Origin of the sequence: Virgibacillus ihumii, from assembly GCF_902726655.1 — a bacterium.
Lineage (GTDB): Bacteria > Bacillota > Bacilli > Bacillales > Amphibacillaceae > Lentibacillus > Lentibacillus ihumii.
Genome location: NZ_CACVAN010000001.1, coordinates 941,227 through 955,849, shown reverse-complemented (window position 1 = coordinate 955,849; position 14,623 = coordinate 941,227). Strand labels below are relative to the sequence as shown.

At 41.3% G+C, this 14,623-nt stretch carries 17 protein-coding genes and 1 pseudogene; 8 read left to right on the top strand and 10 right to left on the bottom strand.

The window, feature by feature from the left end; all coding sequences use genetic code 11:
• Nucleotides 1–14 precede the first annotated feature (14 nt).
• On the bottom strand, nt 15–152 hold the full coding sequence (prli42, locus tag HUX68_RS19285; RefSeq protein WP_246206609.1) for a stressosome-associated protein Prli42: 138 nt from the start codon (nt 150–152) through the stop codon (nt 15–17).
• Nucleotides 153–268: 116 nt separating this feature from the next.
• On the opposite strand from prli42, the gene HUX68_RS04735 reads away from it, so the two are divergent.
• The 6 genes from HUX68_RS04735 (at nt 269) to HUX68_RS04710 (ending at nt 7,279) form a co-directional block, all read left to right on the top strand.
• A complete protein-coding gene (locus HUX68_RS04735; RefSeq protein WP_174613747.1) occupies nt 269–1,921 on the top strand; it encodes an acyl-CoA mutase large subunit family protein in 1,653 nt (550 codons plus the stop codon).
• A gap of 11 nt (nt 1,922–1,932) precedes the next feature.
• Nucleotides 1,933–2,757 carry a methylmalonyl-CoA epimerase gene (gene mce / locus HUX68_RS04730; RefSeq protein ID WP_174613746.1) on the top strand — a complete coding sequence of 275 codons (825 nt, stop codon included), beginning with the start codon at nt 1,933–1,935 and terminating at the stop codon, nt 2,755–2,757.
• On the top strand, nt 2,757–4,304 hold the full coding sequence (locus tag HUX68_RS04725) for an acyl-CoA carboxylase subunit beta (RefSeq protein WP_174613745.1): 1,548 nt from the start codon (nt 2,757–2,759) through the stop codon (nt 4,302–4,304). The genes mce and HUX68_RS04725 overlap by 1 nt, the downstream gene beginning before the upstream one ends.
• A 20-nt stretch (nt 4,305–4,324) precedes the next feature.
• A complete protein-coding gene (locus HUX68_RS04720; RefSeq protein ID WP_174613744.1) occupies nt 4,325–5,449 on the top strand; it encodes a M20/M25/M40 family metallo-hydrolase in 1,125 nt (374 codons plus the stop codon).
• A gap of 364 nt (nt 5,450–5,813) precedes the next feature.
• Complete coding sequence (locus tag HUX68_RS04715) at nt 5,814–6,911, top strand: IS91 family transposase (protein ID WP_174613743.1); 1,098 nt, start codon at nt 5,814–5,816, stop codon at nt 6,909–6,911.
• A 113-nt stretch (nt 6,912–7,024) separates the two neighbouring features.
• Nucleotides 7,025–7,279: a hypothetical protein gene (locus HUX68_RS04710; RefSeq protein WP_246206608.1), complete on the top strand. Its 255-nt coding sequence runs from the start codon at nt 7,025–7,027 to the stop codon at nt 7,277–7,279.
• Nucleotides 7,280–7,337: 58 nt separating this feature from the next.
• On the opposite strand, the gene HUX68_RS04705 is transcribed toward HUX68_RS04710, so the two are convergent.
• The 8 genes from HUX68_RS04705 to HUX68_RS04670 all read right to left on the bottom strand — a co-directional run bounded on the left by HUX68_RS04705 (nt 7,338) and on the right by HUX68_RS04670 (nt 11,757).
• Nucleotides 7,338–8,021, bottom strand: a complete 684-nt coding sequence (locus HUX68_RS04705) for a thermonuclease family protein (protein ID WP_174613742.1) — start codon at nt 8,019–8,021, stop codon at nt 7,338–7,340.
• A 65-nt stretch (nt 8,022–8,086) separates the two neighbouring features.
• Nucleotides 8,087–8,944, bottom strand: coding sequence for a DUF421 domain-containing protein (locus tag HUX68_RS04700; RefSeq protein ID WP_174613741.1), 858 nt, complete (start codon nt 8,942–8,944; stop codon nt 8,087–8,089).
• 22 nt (nt 8,945–8,966) lie between these two features.
• Complete coding sequence (locus tag HUX68_RS04695) at nt 8,967–9,170, bottom strand: DUF1657 domain-containing protein (RefSeq protein ID WP_174613740.1); 204 nt, start codon at nt 9,168–9,170, stop codon at nt 8,967–8,969.
• A 7-nt stretch (nt 9,171–9,177) separates the two neighbouring features.
• On the bottom strand, nt 9,178–9,528 hold the full coding sequence (spoVAE, locus tag HUX68_RS04690) for a stage V sporulation protein AE (RefSeq protein ID WP_174613739.1): 351 nt from the start codon (nt 9,526–9,528) through the stop codon (nt 9,178–9,180).
• A complete protein-coding gene (gene spoVAD / locus HUX68_RS04685) occupies nt 9,525–10,541 on the bottom strand; it encodes a stage V sporulation protein AD (RefSeq protein WP_174613738.1) in 1,017 nt (338 codons plus the stop codon). The genes spoVAE and spoVAD overlap by 4 nt, the downstream gene beginning before the upstream one ends.
• Nucleotides 10,541–11,020: a stage V sporulation protein AC gene (gene spoVAC, locus HUX68_RS04680; RefSeq protein WP_174613737.1), complete on the bottom strand. Its 480-nt coding sequence runs from the start codon at nt 11,018–11,020 to the stop codon at nt 10,541–10,543. Before spoVAC ends, spoVAD begins: the two co-directional genes overlap by 1 nt.
• Before the next feature lie 19 nt (nt 11,021–11,039).
• Nucleotides 11,040–11,495, bottom strand: coding sequence for a hypothetical protein (locus tag HUX68_RS04675; protein ID WP_174613736.1), 456 nt, complete (start codon nt 11,493–11,495; stop codon nt 11,040–11,042).
• Between the two features lie 55 nt (nt 11,496–11,550).
• Nucleotides 11,551–11,757, bottom strand: coding sequence for a DUF1657 domain-containing protein (locus HUX68_RS04670; protein WP_174613735.1), 207 nt, complete (start codon nt 11,755–11,757; stop codon nt 11,551–11,553).
• Nucleotides 11,758–11,972: 215 nt separating this feature from the next.
• On the opposite strand from HUX68_RS04670, the gene HUX68_RS04665 reads away from it, so the two are divergent.
• Entirely contained in the window at nt 11,973–12,212 is a 240-nt protein-coding gene (locus HUX68_RS04665) for a hypothetical protein (RefSeq protein WP_174613734.1), read from the top strand.
• Nucleotides 12,140–12,544: pseudogene (locus HUX68_RS04660) on the top strand (hypothetical protein); the annotation flags it as partial. The gene HUX68_RS04665 and the pseudogene HUX68_RS04660, both read left to right, overlap by 73 nt.
• Before the next feature lie 1,226 nt (nt 12,545–13,770).
• Here the strand turns inward: HUX68_RS04660 and HUX68_RS04655 are convergent.
• Nucleotides 13,771–14,235 (bottom strand): cell wall hydrolase, encoded by a 465-nt coding sequence (locus HUX68_RS04655; protein ID WP_174613733.1) that lies wholly within the window; start codon nt 14,233–14,235, stop codon nt 13,771–13,773.
• Between the last annotated feature and the right edge of the window lie 388 nt (nt 14,236–14,623).

Here is a 14,623-nt window from a genome sequence, read left to right as displayed (position 1 = left end):
TATTTGATCTGCTTTTATATGAGCATTGCCAGGCCGTATGTCAGTGATGACAAAAACATTGCAATGATCATGAGATAAATAATGATTTTCATTCGTCGGTCACGTTTTGACTTTTTTCTTGGTGCTTGTGACTTTGACTTTTGATTTGCCAATTTAAATCCTCCTTCAATCCCACTTCATACTTGTATTTTATCGTTTTATCAGGGATTGGACAAGTGCTATCTTTTTAAACCACTCTTTACAATCTAAAATTGGAGGTTGCATTAAAATGAATGATGAGAAATTTTCCAGCAATCAAACTGACTGGAAACAGTCAGTTAACAAAACAGTTAAGCGGTTTCCCGAACGAAAAGAACCTTTTACTACATCTTCCAATATTAACGTCGATCGTCTGTACTTTCCGGAAAATAATCAGGAGTATGAGGATAAGCTCGGATATCCGGGGGTCTATCCGTATACAAGAGGCATTCAGCCAACCATGTACCGAAGCCGTTTCTGGACGATGCGGCAATATGCCGGATTCGGATCAGCCAAAGAAACAAACAAACGTTTTCGGTATTTGCTTGAACAGGGTCAGACTGGACTTTCTGTAGCATTTGATCTGCCGACCCAAATTGGTTATGACTCGGATGACGTTATGGCTGAAGGGGAAGTAGGGAAAGTTGGGGTGGCGATAGATTCGCTTCATGATATGGAGCAGCTGCTTGATCAGATCCCGCTTGATAAGGTAAGTACATCCATGACTATTAATGCACCAGCTTCCGTATTGCTGTGCATGTACATAGCTGTTGGCGAAAAACAGGGAGTGCCGCTGGAGAAACTGACCGGTACAATTCAAAACGATATTTTAAAAGAGTATATTGCTCGCGGGACATATATTTTTCCGCCGAAGCCTTCCATGCGCTTAATTACCAATATATTTGAGTTTTGTCAGCAAAACGTGCCGAAATTTAATACCATCAGTATTTCCGGTTACCATATTCGGGAAGCAGGTTCGACTGCAGTTCAAGAGGCAGCATTCACCATTGCGAATGGGATGGCATATGTTGATGCGGCATTGCAGGCGGGGCTTGATATTGATAAATTTGCACCTCGGTTGGCGTTTTTCTTTAATGCACATAATAATTTCTTCGAGGAAGCAGCAAAGTTTCGTGCTGCCAGAAGAATATGGGCAAAAATTATGAAAGAAAAATATAAGGCGGAAAATCCGAAGAGCTGGAAAATGCGGTTTCATACACAAACTGGCGGCTCCACACTTACGGCTCAACAGCCTGACAATAATATTGTCCGTGTGACGATGCAAGCGCTTGCCGCGGTTCTGGGCGGAACACAGAGTCTGCATACGAACTCCAGAGATGAAGCTTTATCATTGCCAACGGAAGATTCAGCCCGTATTGCATTGCGTACACAGCAAATTATTGCGAACGAAAGTGGTGCTGCAGATACGGTCGATCCATTGGGTGGTTCTTATTATGTAGAGGAGCTGACTGACCGGATTGAACAGGAAGTGGAAACGTATCTTGAGCGAATTTCGGAGCTGGGCGGAGCTGTCCAGGCTGTAGAAGAAGGCTATATGCAACGGGAGATTCATCATAATGCTTACGAAACACAAAAGAAAATTGAAAAAGAAGAAGAAATTATTGTCGGACTGAATCAATACAAATTGGATGAGGAAGTAAACCCTGATTTGCTTAAGGTTGATGAAGCGCTTGAGCAGGCACAAATAGAGTCGCTTGCTGAAGCCAGGCAGGAACGAAACCAAGCGGTGGTTGATCAGAAATTGTCTGCGATTCGTGAGCAGGCAAAGGATCCACAGGGAAATTTGATTCCGTATATTCTGGATGCGGTTCGATCGTATGCAACAGTTGGGGAAATTTGTAATGTATTGCGTAATGAATTTGGCGAGTTTACGGGAGCTTAAGGGGGATAAGAATGAAGAAAATACGCGTTTTAATCGCAAAACCAGGATTGGACGGACATGACAGGGGAGCCTTAGTCATTGCCCAGGCTCTTCGCGATCACGGAATGGAAGTTATTTATACCGGCTTACGACAATCTCCTCTGCAAATTGCACAAGCAGCTATACAGGAAGATGTCGATGTAATTGGGCTGTCATCGCTTTCGGGTGCACACAAAACCTTGTTTCCAAAGGTTATCGAAGTGCTGAAGGAACGTGATGCAGGGGATATACCGGTTGTAGGCGGGGGAGTAATTCCAGCAGAAGATATTCCTTTTTTACTGGAAAAAGGGGTAAATAAGATTTTTACAAGCGGGTCATCAACGGAGGCGTTGGCTGTATATATCAAACAGCTGATTGACCCTGATGCATCGAAAGCAGAAAGCCCAAATAAAATCTCGCATATCGGGATTGCCGTGGAAAATATCGAAAAGGTACTGCCATTTTATACGGACACACTCGGTTTGAAACTGGAAGGTGTCGAAACAGTTGAATCAGAAGCAGTTAAAGTGGCCTTTCTGAAGATTGGAGAATCACGATTTGAGTTACTGGAACCGTTGAATGAAGCATCATCAATACAGAAATTTATCGATAAAAAAGGGGAAGGAATTCATCATATTGCATTGGACGTTGATAACGTTGAAAGCAGATTGGATATGTTTAAATCACAGGGAATTCCATTGATTAATGAGGAAGCAAAAGATGGCGCACATAACAGCCGAATTGCTTTTATGCATCCGAAAGCAGCGAATGGGGTTTTGTTTGAATTGTGTCAGCAACAAGAAGGAAGTGATTCATAATGGATATATTTGATAAAATTAATGAACTGTATGATAAACGAAGAAAAGTTGAACTTGGTGGTGGAGATAAACGCATCGAAAAACAACATGATAAAGGAAAGTTAACTGCCAGGGAACGAATTGACTATTTGCTTGACGAAGGCACATTTGTTGAATTGAACCCGTTTATGGAACATCGGGAAACGGACTTTGGTATGGGCAATCTGAACGGTAATGGTGAAGGTGTTGTTACCGGATATGGCAAAATCAATGGACAAGCTATTTACCTGTTTGCCCAGGATTTTACGGTGTATGGCGGTGCGCTTGGTGAAATGCACGGTAAGAAAATTGCCGCTGTGATGGATTTGGCAGCCAAAAGTGGTGTTCCATTTATCGGACTTAATGATTCCGGTGGTGCCAGAATTCAGGAAGGGGTTTCATCGCTTGATGGGTATGGGCATGTATTTTATCGCAATTCTATCTATTCAGGTGTCATCCCGCAAATTTCGGTAATTATGGGACCAAGTGCCGGGGGGGCAGTTTATTCTCCGGCTATCACTGATTTTGTCATTATGGTGGAAAAAACATCACAAATGTTCATTACCGGACCGAAAGTAATTGAGACGGTAACTGGAGAAAGTATTTCATCCGAAGAACTTGGCGGCGCCGAGGTTCATAATGCTAAAAGCGGTAATGCACATATTAAGGCGGAAAGCGAAGAGGACGCGTTGGATAAAGTAAAGGGATTAATCAGTTATTTGCCTGCCAACAATCAGAAGAAGCCAGCGCTCAAAGCATTTCAGCTGAATGATGAGACACGTCCGGACCTGACTGACATTGTGCCATTCAACGCCACACGTCCGTATGATGTCAAAACCGTGATAGAACAAGTTGTAGATCCGGACAGTTTTTATGAAATACATAAAGATTTTGCCAAAAATATCGTCGTTGGATTTGCACGCATAAACGGACAGACGGTCGGACTCGTCTGCAACCAGCCTAAATATATGGCCGGCGGACTTGATATTGATTCCAGTGACAAAGCTTCCCGCTTTATCCGTTTCTGTGATGCATTTAATATTGCCCTGATCACATTTGAAGATGTCACCGGATTTTTCCCTGGTGTGAAACAGGAGCACGGCGGGATTATCAGGCACGGTGCCAAAATTTTATATGCCTATTCAGAAGCAACTGTACCCAAAATAACAGTTATTACGAGAAAAGCTTTTGGCGGGGCGTATGTGGCACTGAACAGTAAATCGATTGGTGCTGATTTAGTGTATGCTTGGCCAAACGCAGAAATTGCGGTTATGGGACCTGAAGGAGCAGCGAATATTATTTTTGCCAAAGAAATTGCCGAAAGTGGTGATCCGGAAATAACACGACAAGAAAAAATTGACACCTACCGTGAAAAGTTTGCCAATCCATATGTGGCAGCAGGGCTCGGAATGATTGATGATGTTATCGACCCACGCGATACTAGAGTGAAGTTGATCCAGTCATTGGAAATGCTCTATCATAAATCAGAAGAACGACCTAAGAAAAAACATGGCAACATTCCACTTTAAATAGAGTAGGAGGTACAATGATGACAGCTGTAAATAAAGAAAGACTGATTGATGAATTTTTCGAATTGGTTCAGGTTGATTCGGAAACGAAATATGAGACAAAAATCGCACAAGTATTGACCCAAAAGTTTACTGAATTAGGGTTGGATGTTATAGAGGACAACAGTAAAGAAATAACCGGTCATGGTGCCGGCAATCTTATCTGTACGTTAAAAGGCACCAAAAAGGATGCAGATCCCATCTATTTTACATCGCATATGGACACAGTTGTTCCCGGAAATGGAATAAAACCTTCCATTGAGGAGGGGTACATTGTCTCTGATGGGTCAACTATTTTGGGTGCTGATGATAAAGCAGGCCTTGCGGCGATATTTGAAACAATCCGGACGTTAAAGGAAAATAATATTGAGCATGGTGACATTCAATTTGTGGTCACAGTTGGCGAAGAATCCGGACTTGTTGGGGCCAAAGCGTTAGATGGGTCCCTTCTGACCGCTAAGTATGGCTATGCAATTGACAGTAATGGTGAAGTTGGTGACATCATTGTTGCCGCACCGACACAGGCAAAGTTGTTTGCAACGGTAAAGGGAAAAACAGCACATGCCGGTCTTGCACCTGAAAAGGGAGTCTCTGCCATTACACTTACCGCCAAAGCAATCGCCAAAATGCCGCTTGGCCGGATTGATGAGGAGACAACCGCAAATATCGGTCGCTTTGAAGGTGGCAAGCAAACCAATATTGTGTGTGATCATGTTGAGGTTCTTGCCGAGGCACGTTCACTCAAACCGGAAAAAATGGAAGAACAGGTTGCTAAAATGAAAGATGCATTTGAAACTATAGCGGAAGAACTTGGTGGATCTGCTGACGTTGAGATAACTGTCATGTATCCTGGTTTCAATCAGCATGATGGAGATGAAGTTGTTGAGGTAGCAAAACGTGCAGCCAAAAAAATCGGGCGGGAAAGTAAACTGAAGAAAAGCGGAGGCGGCAGTGATGCAAATATAATTGCCGGACTCGGTATCCCGACAGTAAACCTGGCTGTCGGATATGAAGAGATTCATACAACCAATGAGCGGATTCCGGTTGATGAATTAGTTAAAATTACGGAAATGGTAACTGCTATTGTGGAGGAAGCAGCTAAATAGACATTCTTACATTAAACCCTTATGTTATCGTTCATAAGGGTTTAATGTGTTTTAAATTAAGGGTCGGTAATTTATAAAAAGTTTGTACAATTTTATTGATAGGCTAGATAGTGATAATTCAGCAATCGGGCCAGATAATGGAATAAAGGAGCTTCCCATTTAGCATTTAGTGATGTAATAATTTATCATAGTTTTGAAACAGACTTTATCAAGGGATTGTAAAATCAGCCAAATAAAGAATGGACCAATTTCCTTTAGCTTGAAGGGAAATTGGTTTTTTTCTTGCTTAGGAAACTATAAAATTTGGTTCCTGTGGATAAGTTTTATGGTAAAATGGCATCAACAAATATGGGAGAGGACAAAGTTGAGTAAAGGTTCAGGTGTTATTAAACAAATTCTAAAAGAGCATTTTGCTGGTTTTTGGGAATTTCATTCTGATCGTTTTCCTAAAGCCTATCGTAGTCATATAAAGGAAACGGTGGAGAAAACGGTGCGTTGCGGGACTAGTGATTTAGGTTTCGCACGTTATGAATGTTTAGGGTGTGATGGAGATCCTTCCCCGAAATTTGTTTATTTCACCTGTAAAAGTAGGCTTTGTCACCGTTGTGGGAAGAAGTACACAGACGATTGGTCGGACAGGCAGCAGGAAATGATTTTTGATGTTACGCATCGTCACATGGTGTTTACCATTCCAGAGGAGTTAAGGAAAGTTTTCTATTATGACCGCAAAAAGCTTAATGCGTTAAGTAAACAAGTTGCCGAGGTTTTCCAATTCCATAACTATCAAAAAAGTAAAAAGAGAGGGTTTCAATCCGGTATCATTACAGTCATTCACACATTTGGTCGGGATTTAAAATTCAACCCCCATATCCATGCATTGGTGACTGAAGGTGCGCTGGATAATCAAAATGAATGGGTCAATAATGGGTACATTCCGTATGATTACCTGAGAAAATCATGGCAGAAGGTTGTGTTGGATTTACTGAAAAAGTGGTTCCCTTCCAATCAAACCGTTACTGAACTCATCAATGATTTATATAAAAGATACCCCAAGGGTTTTTATGTGAATGCAGAGAAAAAAATAACGAACGCCAAAGGCGTGGCAAGATATATTGGCAGATATTTGGCTCGTCCTGCCATTGCAGAATACCGCATTGAAGATTATGACGGGGACAAAGTTCACTACTGGTATGAAGACCATAGAACGGGAAAACGAATTGATAAACGGATTCCTGTATATCGATTCATCTTTGAAATCTTACAACACATACCTCCTAAACATTTTCGGATGGTAGGTCGTTTTGGATTGTACAGTAGGAGGTCCCATCGTAAAGCTCAACAAATCTTAAGTTTATATTCATTCATGAGAACCAAACAAATTTCATTGCTTCTGGAGAAAAAGCGAAAAAAGAAAACGTACCGTCAACGGATGATGGAAGCATTTGAAAAAAGATCCATTTGAATGTCCCTGTTGCCAAAGAGAGATGGAGCTTGTAGGCATATGGCACGCTGGCTATGGATGGATCTATCATTACATGGAAGAAATTGAAATGGATAGAAGGAGGAAATACGGAATTGGCAAACCAAAGAAAGCAGGATAAATCCTCATTAGAAATAGATAAATGGTTGGATGAGGTGGATCCGTTTGGATTGGATGAAGATATGGAAATCGTCTTATTCAAATGTTTAGATTGTCATGGAACCGATGAAGTCCCGGAGTACATCATCGGTGAGTTTAGCGTGGATAAAAATAAAGGGGATGAAGTGAAACTTCATTGCCCTCACTGCAATGGCACAATGATTGAAGAGAGAAACGCCCCAAGTGAATAGCTCTCACTTGGGACGTGATTAAGTCGCGTCAGCGATTTTGTTCCCAAAGTGCCGAGGACTATGGAAGACTTTCACATACAATACCATCCCCTTCGCCGTCTAGCCGATGGGAGTCTTTATCCGGGCCTCCTATTGCTTCGAAAAAGGTTTGTGCAGCCTGTTGTGTTGTAAAATCACTGCAATCTTTATCCTGTTCAAATGGCCTCCCCTCCATTTCGGGGATATCTGATGAAAATCCTTCACTGAATCCGTCATCGGTTACATAACCGTCCAAACCCCAAATACCAAGGTTTTCTTTTTTCGCTTTAGCTTCGATGTCTCTGAATACGTCCACACATTTATCATTTGGCGGATATACATATGCCACACGGGCCAATCCATTTCGAAGGAGCATTTTGTTGAACATTTTTCCTTCTTCTGTGTATACATAGGCTAGCAGCCGGTCGTATTTGTCACGTTTCTCTGTACCGAATTCAATCTGGATTGGTTCTGATTGAGAAAACGTATCCTTCATCAGCTCACTAGCTTCCGGTCCAAAAGGCTGTACCGGTTTATCCGGGTGTTTTGTTTCTGGTGTGTCAACTAGCAGCAAGCGCACATATTCTTCTTTCCCATCAATATTAATAATTAATGTATCGCCATCAACCGCTCGAACAAATGTGGCGTTATTTTCTGATGTGCCGGAGCAGCCAGTAAGTATGATCATGCAAAATATAATAACGTAAAACCATTTTCTGCTCATAGAAAACCCCCAATCATGTATGACGCCTGCAGTGATTCATTATACATGAATGCGGGAGTTTACATCTATCGTAAATATTTTTCGACTTTGTTAATCGCCTCTGTCATGCGCTGACTGTTCTGTTCATACATGTTTTTGACTTGCTGATTTTGTGTTGACAGTGCGAACAATTCCAAATCAGCCTGACATTTTTTCATCGATGCAAGCAACAGTGGCTTTTCTGATGGACTGGGCACATTGATCATGTCATCATATAAGTCAACAGTTAACTGGCCGGATGAATCAACCTGACCAAGAAAAACATTTTCGATACTTATGTTCATTTTATCCAGTTCTGTTTCCAGCCAGTTTGTGTTCAATGAAGCGTTCGTTAATGGCTCGATCAGTGTTTTTCCATCCATAATGATAGTTTGTGGTTCCTTTTCTGGGGCGGGTTTCAACCCAAGATCTTTATTGGTGACTGGCTGATTTTCTTTCTTGGGCAGTACATTCAGCTTACCTGTCGGCTCCATCACAGCAAACTCGACATCGGCGACCTTGAATATATTATTGTCGCGTAATTCTTCAAGCAGATCATCGGTGGTGAAACGCTCTTTTTTCAGGTTATCTTCCATAATCTTGCCGTTTTGAATAAAAACGGATCCTTTATTTTGGGTAAAGTCCCGAAATCGCTTGCTTTTTAATCCCAGCAATTCCACTCCAAAAGGCACAAGGAACCAAACCATTAACGCAATCAAGGCATATTCAAATTGGCTACTCAGGTCTGTGGCATGTGTTGCGACAATGCTTCCGATTACGATACCAGTAATATACTGGAAAATATCCAATTGCGACATTTGCTTTTTTCCAAGCATTTTTGTAATTAAAAACAGCACCACTAAAAGACTGAGTGAACGAATGATTACTTCAAGCCAGCCTGGCATAACTGATCATTCCTTTTCTGTGTTAGCTTTTGTATTGCGGTTCTTCCTGTGACAGGTAAATAATCTGTTTCTCTAGATCGGATTTAATATCCACCATTATATTTTTGGCATTATCAAAGGCTTGTTCGGCCTGTGGATCATTGGTTTTACCCTTCAAATTCATTAGCGTTGCTTCTGCACTCTTGATGGATGAATAACATCCTTTCACTTGTGAACCTACAGTCATAATGAACCTATCCTTTCGGTCGAAAGATGATTGCTGCTATCATTCCAAAAATGATTGCGGAAGAGATACCAGCACTGGTTATTTCGAACATTCCGGTAATGACGCCAACAAGATCATGTTTTTCCGCTTCGGCGATCGCTCCATGAACAAGCGAGTTACCGAAATTGGTAATCGGTACTGTTGCACCTGCACCGGCAAAATCAATGAGTGGTTCATACAATCCGAGAGCATCCAGAATCGCACCGGAAACGACTAGTATACTGAGCGTAAGTCCGGGGTTAAATTTAAATACATCAAACATGATTTGGCCAATCACACAAATGAGGCCGCCGACAACAAATGCCCAGAAAAAAATCATTGTACATCACTTCCTGACTCGATTGAAACTGCATGTGCAATACAAGGGATTGTTTCATTTTGCTGAACAGTAAGCGGCGAATGAAGTGCTCCTGTAGCGACAACAAGAATCCGGTTAAGTTCTTTTCGTTTCATTTTTTTCAGAAAGTGCCCATAGACAGTAACTGCTGAACAGGCAGCACCGCTTCCTCCAGAAAGTACTGGCTGTCCTTCACGATAAATTGTTAATCCACAGTCTTTGTAATTTTCCTCGGTAACGGCGATTCCCCTTTTTTGCAGCATATCCATGGAAGTTTCACGTCCGATGTGCCCAAGGTCACCAGTTATGATTAAATCATAATAGGAAGCATCCACATTGCGTTCCCTTAAATGTGTCTCGATTGTATCGACTGCAGCAGGCGCCATTGCCCCACCCATATTGAAAGCGTCCGACATGCCCATATCGGCGATTTTTCCTACTGTTGCCGATGTGATTCGCGGGCCTTCTCCTTCTTTTGCTACAAGTGCGCATCCTGCCCCGGTTACGGTCCATTGCGCTGTCGGAGGTTTTTGTCCGCCGTATTCAGTCGGATAACGGAACTGCTTTTCCACCGCAGCGTTATGACTGGAACAGCCGCTCAAAATATAATCTGCTCCATCGTTATTGACAATAAACGCAGATAGAGCAAGACTTTCCATTGATGTAGCACATGCACTGAAAAGGCCAAAGTATGGTAAATCCATCGTCTTGGCGGTAAAGCTTGTTGGGGTAATCTGATTGATTAAATCCCCGCCAATAAAAAATTTCACCTGTTCCTTTTCAATTGGACTGTTTTTAACAGCGTACTGACAAGCTTCTTCCATCATAATTTGATGGGCTTTCTCGAACGATGACTGATTTAGCCATATGTTATCATGCAGCAAGTCAATGTCATTGGGAATGTTCCCCTCTGCTTCAAATGGCCCGCCGACTGTTCCGGCCGAAATGATGGCAGGTTTTTTATCAAATATCCATGTCCGGTGTCCGGTAAGCATTATAATCCACCCCACGTAATAAAAATCAATTTGATTAACGAAATAACGAATGCTGCAAATACCCCGAACAAAATGATAGAACCGGCCAGTTTGAACATGTTTCCACCAACCCCGAGAACAAATCCTTCGGTGCGGTGTTCAATTGCTGCGGAAATGACAGCATTCCCAAACCCGGTAACTGGCACGGCCGATCCCGCTCCGGCAAACTGTCCAATCCGATCGTAAACGCCGAATCCTGTTAAAAACATGGTGATAAAAATTAACGTAGCTACCGTGGGATTGCCGACTGTCTGCTCCGTAAAATCAAAATAATAGATGTATATGGTTGAAATAATCTGGCCGATAAAACATATAAAGCCGCCGACAAAAAAAGCTTTCAAACAATTTTTAAGAAGCGGACGTTTGGTTTCCCGGTCCTTTTGAAATGATTGATATTTTTGTGCGGCAGGCGGTAAATTCTTTTTCTTCTTATCTGCCATGTTCCGATCACTCTTTTCGTTATGTTTGTTCATGCATTAATTCGATGAGATGATTAATTTCCTTTTTCAGCTTTTTTTTGCTTATGTTATTGGAATCAATTGCTTTTTCCAGACGGGTCAGCTCAATAAAAATTTTTTTGTCCGTAGACAACTCTACTTTATGATCTGAAAACGCCTTCTTCATTTCCTTTTGCAGATCTTTACGTATCTTTGTAAGTCTGAACCGATGCCGGTGCTGTACTTCAATGGCAATTAAAAGTTTCTTGCTTGTGTTTACCGCATTAATGGAAGTGATTGGATCATGTTTACTTAGCATCTCTTTAGCTTTATTGGAAGCACGCTGATCAATATTGTGATTACTTGTAATGTAGGAAAGGTTAATTCCGTCTTCCCGGGTTGTTGAATTATCAGCTGCCGAACAGCCGGTTAAAAATAGGATTAATCCAATCGTCATTATGATTCGATAGAAATTCATCACTTTTCCCCCTGATTTGAAGGAGGTTGGCATGAAATACCAACCTCATAATTAATTAAAAACCTTTGTACTGCGGTTCTTCTGATTCCATCTGCTTGATACGTGGTTCAACACTTTGCAGCACGCCCTGCGTTTGCTGGGCAGCATTTTCGTACATTTGTTTTGCCGATTTATTTTCTGTTTGCAGTGCAAATTGCTCAAAGCTTGCTTGCGCACTTTTTAGGCCGGCAATTGTCTGTTTAACCTGGCTTGATACTGTCACAACATTTCCTCCTTTGCATGCACCTCACTATTTATAATTCAGTAAAAAACATGGAAATATACGTATTATTTTCTTCTTGTTTTGGTGTAATGGGTAAAAGGGTATAGAAATAAAACAATATCAGGACAAAAGTTGAAATTTTTGACGCTTATTTGAAACTTTTGACCTGAAAATTTCGTCATATTATACAAGGATGGAGGGGGATTCTGAAAAAATTGATGTCTGCAGTGGTTGTACTTCTAGTTATTCTTGGAGGATCATTTTATGTGTATTATACATTCGCCAATGCTGAGTTAACGGCAGAAAATACAACCGCTTCCGTACATACAGAAGATTTTGTCATGCATATTCGGGTGGAAAAAGAAGAAAAAGGTTTTCGGGTATACCGTTCCCTTCAGTATGTCGGGGAAGGGGAGGTGGATGTCGTTCACAATATATCAAAGGAATTGTACTGATTTCTTTAGAGTTTTTGGTTAATGTTCAGGGGAATTTTAACAAGGTCATCATTCTAAGTTTCCATGGCAAAATTGAAAAAGCGATACAACAAGCCGATTACCAATGGCTCATGTTTTATCCTTGTTTATATTTTTTTACAATGTGGGATGCTTATAAAGATGCAGGCGGAGGTAAAAGGCCTTATTCGTTTTTGCCGTTTGTATTTTCAGCCTATTTCGTGACTGTGGGAACTATTTATTCGTTTAAATTCACCTTATTCGGTGTATTGCTCGGCCCAGTTTGGCTTCCGATATTAAGTGTGATTCCGGGTTTGCTTGTGGGATTTTTATTAGGGTGTTTTTGCACAACGCCCCGAAAAAGGGGATTAAAAAAGAAAATAACCCTTGTCAAAACATATACAGGCTTTTTGCCATGTTTCATAATGATTTATGTTGTACTTATGCGCAAAAAGTACTGTCCGCAGCATCTTTCAAATAGTACACCTTTTGAAAAGCTTACTTGAAAATCAAGCCACTCAAGAGTTAAAAGTTAATTCCACCATTTCGAGGGGACGTGCAAAAATACCCTTTTTGAACTTTTATCATTTTGCTCCTTTTCATAGGCAGATTGCACCCCCGGGGAATTATTTTTATTTGTATTTAAATATAAGGTTTATTAACCCCCTCTAAATGATAAAAAACTGCAATGGGCCAAACTGCGACCCATGGCAGTAAACTAAAACGCAGTTAAAAACGGAGGACACCCTCGTTGTATTCTGCCTTTCCCCCCGTAAAAATATACCGTAATATTTAATTTTATTGAATAGATAAACAAAGTAGGCGTATACCATGTGGCTGTTATCGGACCGATACATGGTTAAACCCTTTTTGGGTTGGAATTCTATAAATTGCTATTTTATAGTATGGAATTCCAAATTACCCTTACCAATTCGTGTGAGTCGTTGACATACCAAGCACTGCTCAGCATTACTAATTGTTGCGTCACGGAATGTTTGTTCATCCATTTGGGTTGATTTGGATATAAACCAATAGTGGCAGTGTTCGCATTTCGCAACTAACTTTTTAACCAAGTAAATTCCCCCTTTTGGTAAATAAGGTTCTACGTTATAGGAAAAATTCCTCTTTTTATAAGGTAATGTGGGGAAGAAAAATTATAAATAGTTATGCCCAGAGCCTACTCAGAGTGGATGGGTTGGGTGGTGGTGTTCACATATGGAATAAGTGACAAAAAATAGCTTGTACATTCCATCCGGGATCCCCTCCTCAGGGCAATGGACTCCAGATTCCTGGCCACAAAGGAATAGTTGAAATCCATGGAAGGTTATCTGATCACATTAAACCAAAAAACGTTGCACTAGTAGGCAATCCCGTAGGGTCAAGTGGTGGATTATTATTAGGGGGTTACACTGCGGGGTGATTCATATACCCCCAATGTAAAACCCTTCTTGGGGTATATCCATAAATTAAAATGTGGCTTGTAGTTTCTACCAAATTTTGACCTATACCCTTCATACAAGTGCACCATTTTCCTTGGACACACAATTATGGATTATTTACATCACCTAATGTATACACCTGGACATGTTCCAGCTGCCGGTTCATAGAAGCAATGATTTCTATAACGGCCAGCAAAAGGCTCGCCAAACCATTCCGTGGGGCATGAGCCCTGAGGGGTTGATCCTTCTGGGCCAGGTGGATTGAAATACCAGAGGGCATATTTTGACGGGAATTGTCGCCAACCATTCAAAACCTTTCTTGCCAGTTCCTTTTCATTGGGCCTCGCCCCCTTATAGAATAAATTACCCTTTTGAACGGCCTCAAACGAAAAGTTACCCCCTTGTATCTGAAAAATAGCATCCCGAACTGAATTTATATTTTGAAAATCCAAACAGTTTGCTACAACCCGGTTAACAATTACATTTCCTACATGCAACATTCCTTCTCTTCCTTCACCCGCAGCCTCCGCCCTCATCATCCTAGCCAATAAGGCCACATCCTCATTTGTGTAATTTATCCTTGGCATTTTTCTACCTCCAAAATAATGTTCAATTTCCGTGTATTATACCATCCTCTGTGCCCCTTTTTGACTAAACGGAAGATTGCATTATTACCGTTTTTTCACCCATTTACCGATGGGTCTCAATCCATCCCATACAAAAAGGCATATGAAATTCGTTTTTTAAATCAGAATACAACACATGGGGGAGTCGGGCCTATCTGGAACCCCCCAAAAGGCTATTTAAACCTACATTTCCCCGGCGGGGCATCCGTTAAGGGGGGTAGCCCAACTAGTTACCTGTTTCCGTAAGTCCAAATATGCCCACGGAGGCTGATTAGCCCCCGTGGGATTAACATATTCAGGTGTGGGGGTAAAGATAACCATGGACCAATTGGTCCATGGTAGTTTATTC

What these genes read in the sequence shown, in the direction of transcription:
- HUX68_RS04735 (WP_174613747.1), top strand. Translation starts at nt 269, where the DNA reads ATGAATGATGAGAAATTTTCCAGCAATCAAACTGACTGGAAACAGTCA.
- mce (WP_174613746.1), top strand. Translation starts at nt 1,933, where the DNA reads ATGAAGAAAATACGCGTTTTAATCGCAAAACCAGGATTGGACGGACAT.
- HUX68_RS04725 (WP_174613745.1), top strand. Translation starts at nt 2,757, where the DNA reads ATGGATATATTTGATAAAATTAATGAACTGTATGATAAACGAAGAAAA.
- HUX68_RS04720 (WP_174613744.1), top strand. Translation starts at nt 4,325, where the DNA reads ATGACAGCTGTAAATAAAGAAAGACTGATTGATGAATTTTTCGAATTG.
- HUX68_RS04705 (WP_174613742.1), bottom strand. Translation starts at nt 8,021, where the DNA reads ATGAGCAGAAAATGGTTTTACGTTATTATATTTTGCATGATCATACTT.
- HUX68_RS04700 (WP_174613741.1), bottom strand. Translation starts at nt 8,944, where the DNA reads ATGCCAGGCTGGCTTGAAGTAATCATTCGTTCACTCAGTCTTTTAGTG.
- HUX68_RS04695 (WP_174613740.1), bottom strand. Translation starts at nt 9,170, where the DNA reads ATGACTGTAGGTTCACAAGTGAAAGGATGTTATTCATCCATCAAGAGT.
- spoVAE (WP_174613739.1), bottom strand. Translation starts at nt 9,528, where the DNA reads ATGATTTTTTTCTGGGCATTTGTTGTCGGCGGCCTCATTTGTGTGATT.
- spoVAD (WP_174613738.1), bottom strand. Translation starts at nt 10,541, where the DNA reads ATGCTTACCGGACACCGGACATGGATATTTGATAAAAAACCTGCCATC.
- spoVAC (WP_174613737.1), bottom strand. Translation starts at nt 11,020, where the DNA reads ATGGCAGATAAGAAGAAAAAGAATTTACCGCCTGCCGCACAAAAATAT.
- HUX68_RS04675 (WP_174613736.1), bottom strand. Translation starts at nt 11,495, where the DNA reads ATGAATTTCTATCGAATCATAATGACGATTGGATTAATCCTATTTTTA.
- HUX68_RS04655 (WP_174613733.1), bottom strand. Translation starts at nt 14,235, where the DNA reads ATGCCAAGGATAAATTACACAAATGAGGATGTGGCCTTATTGGCTAGG.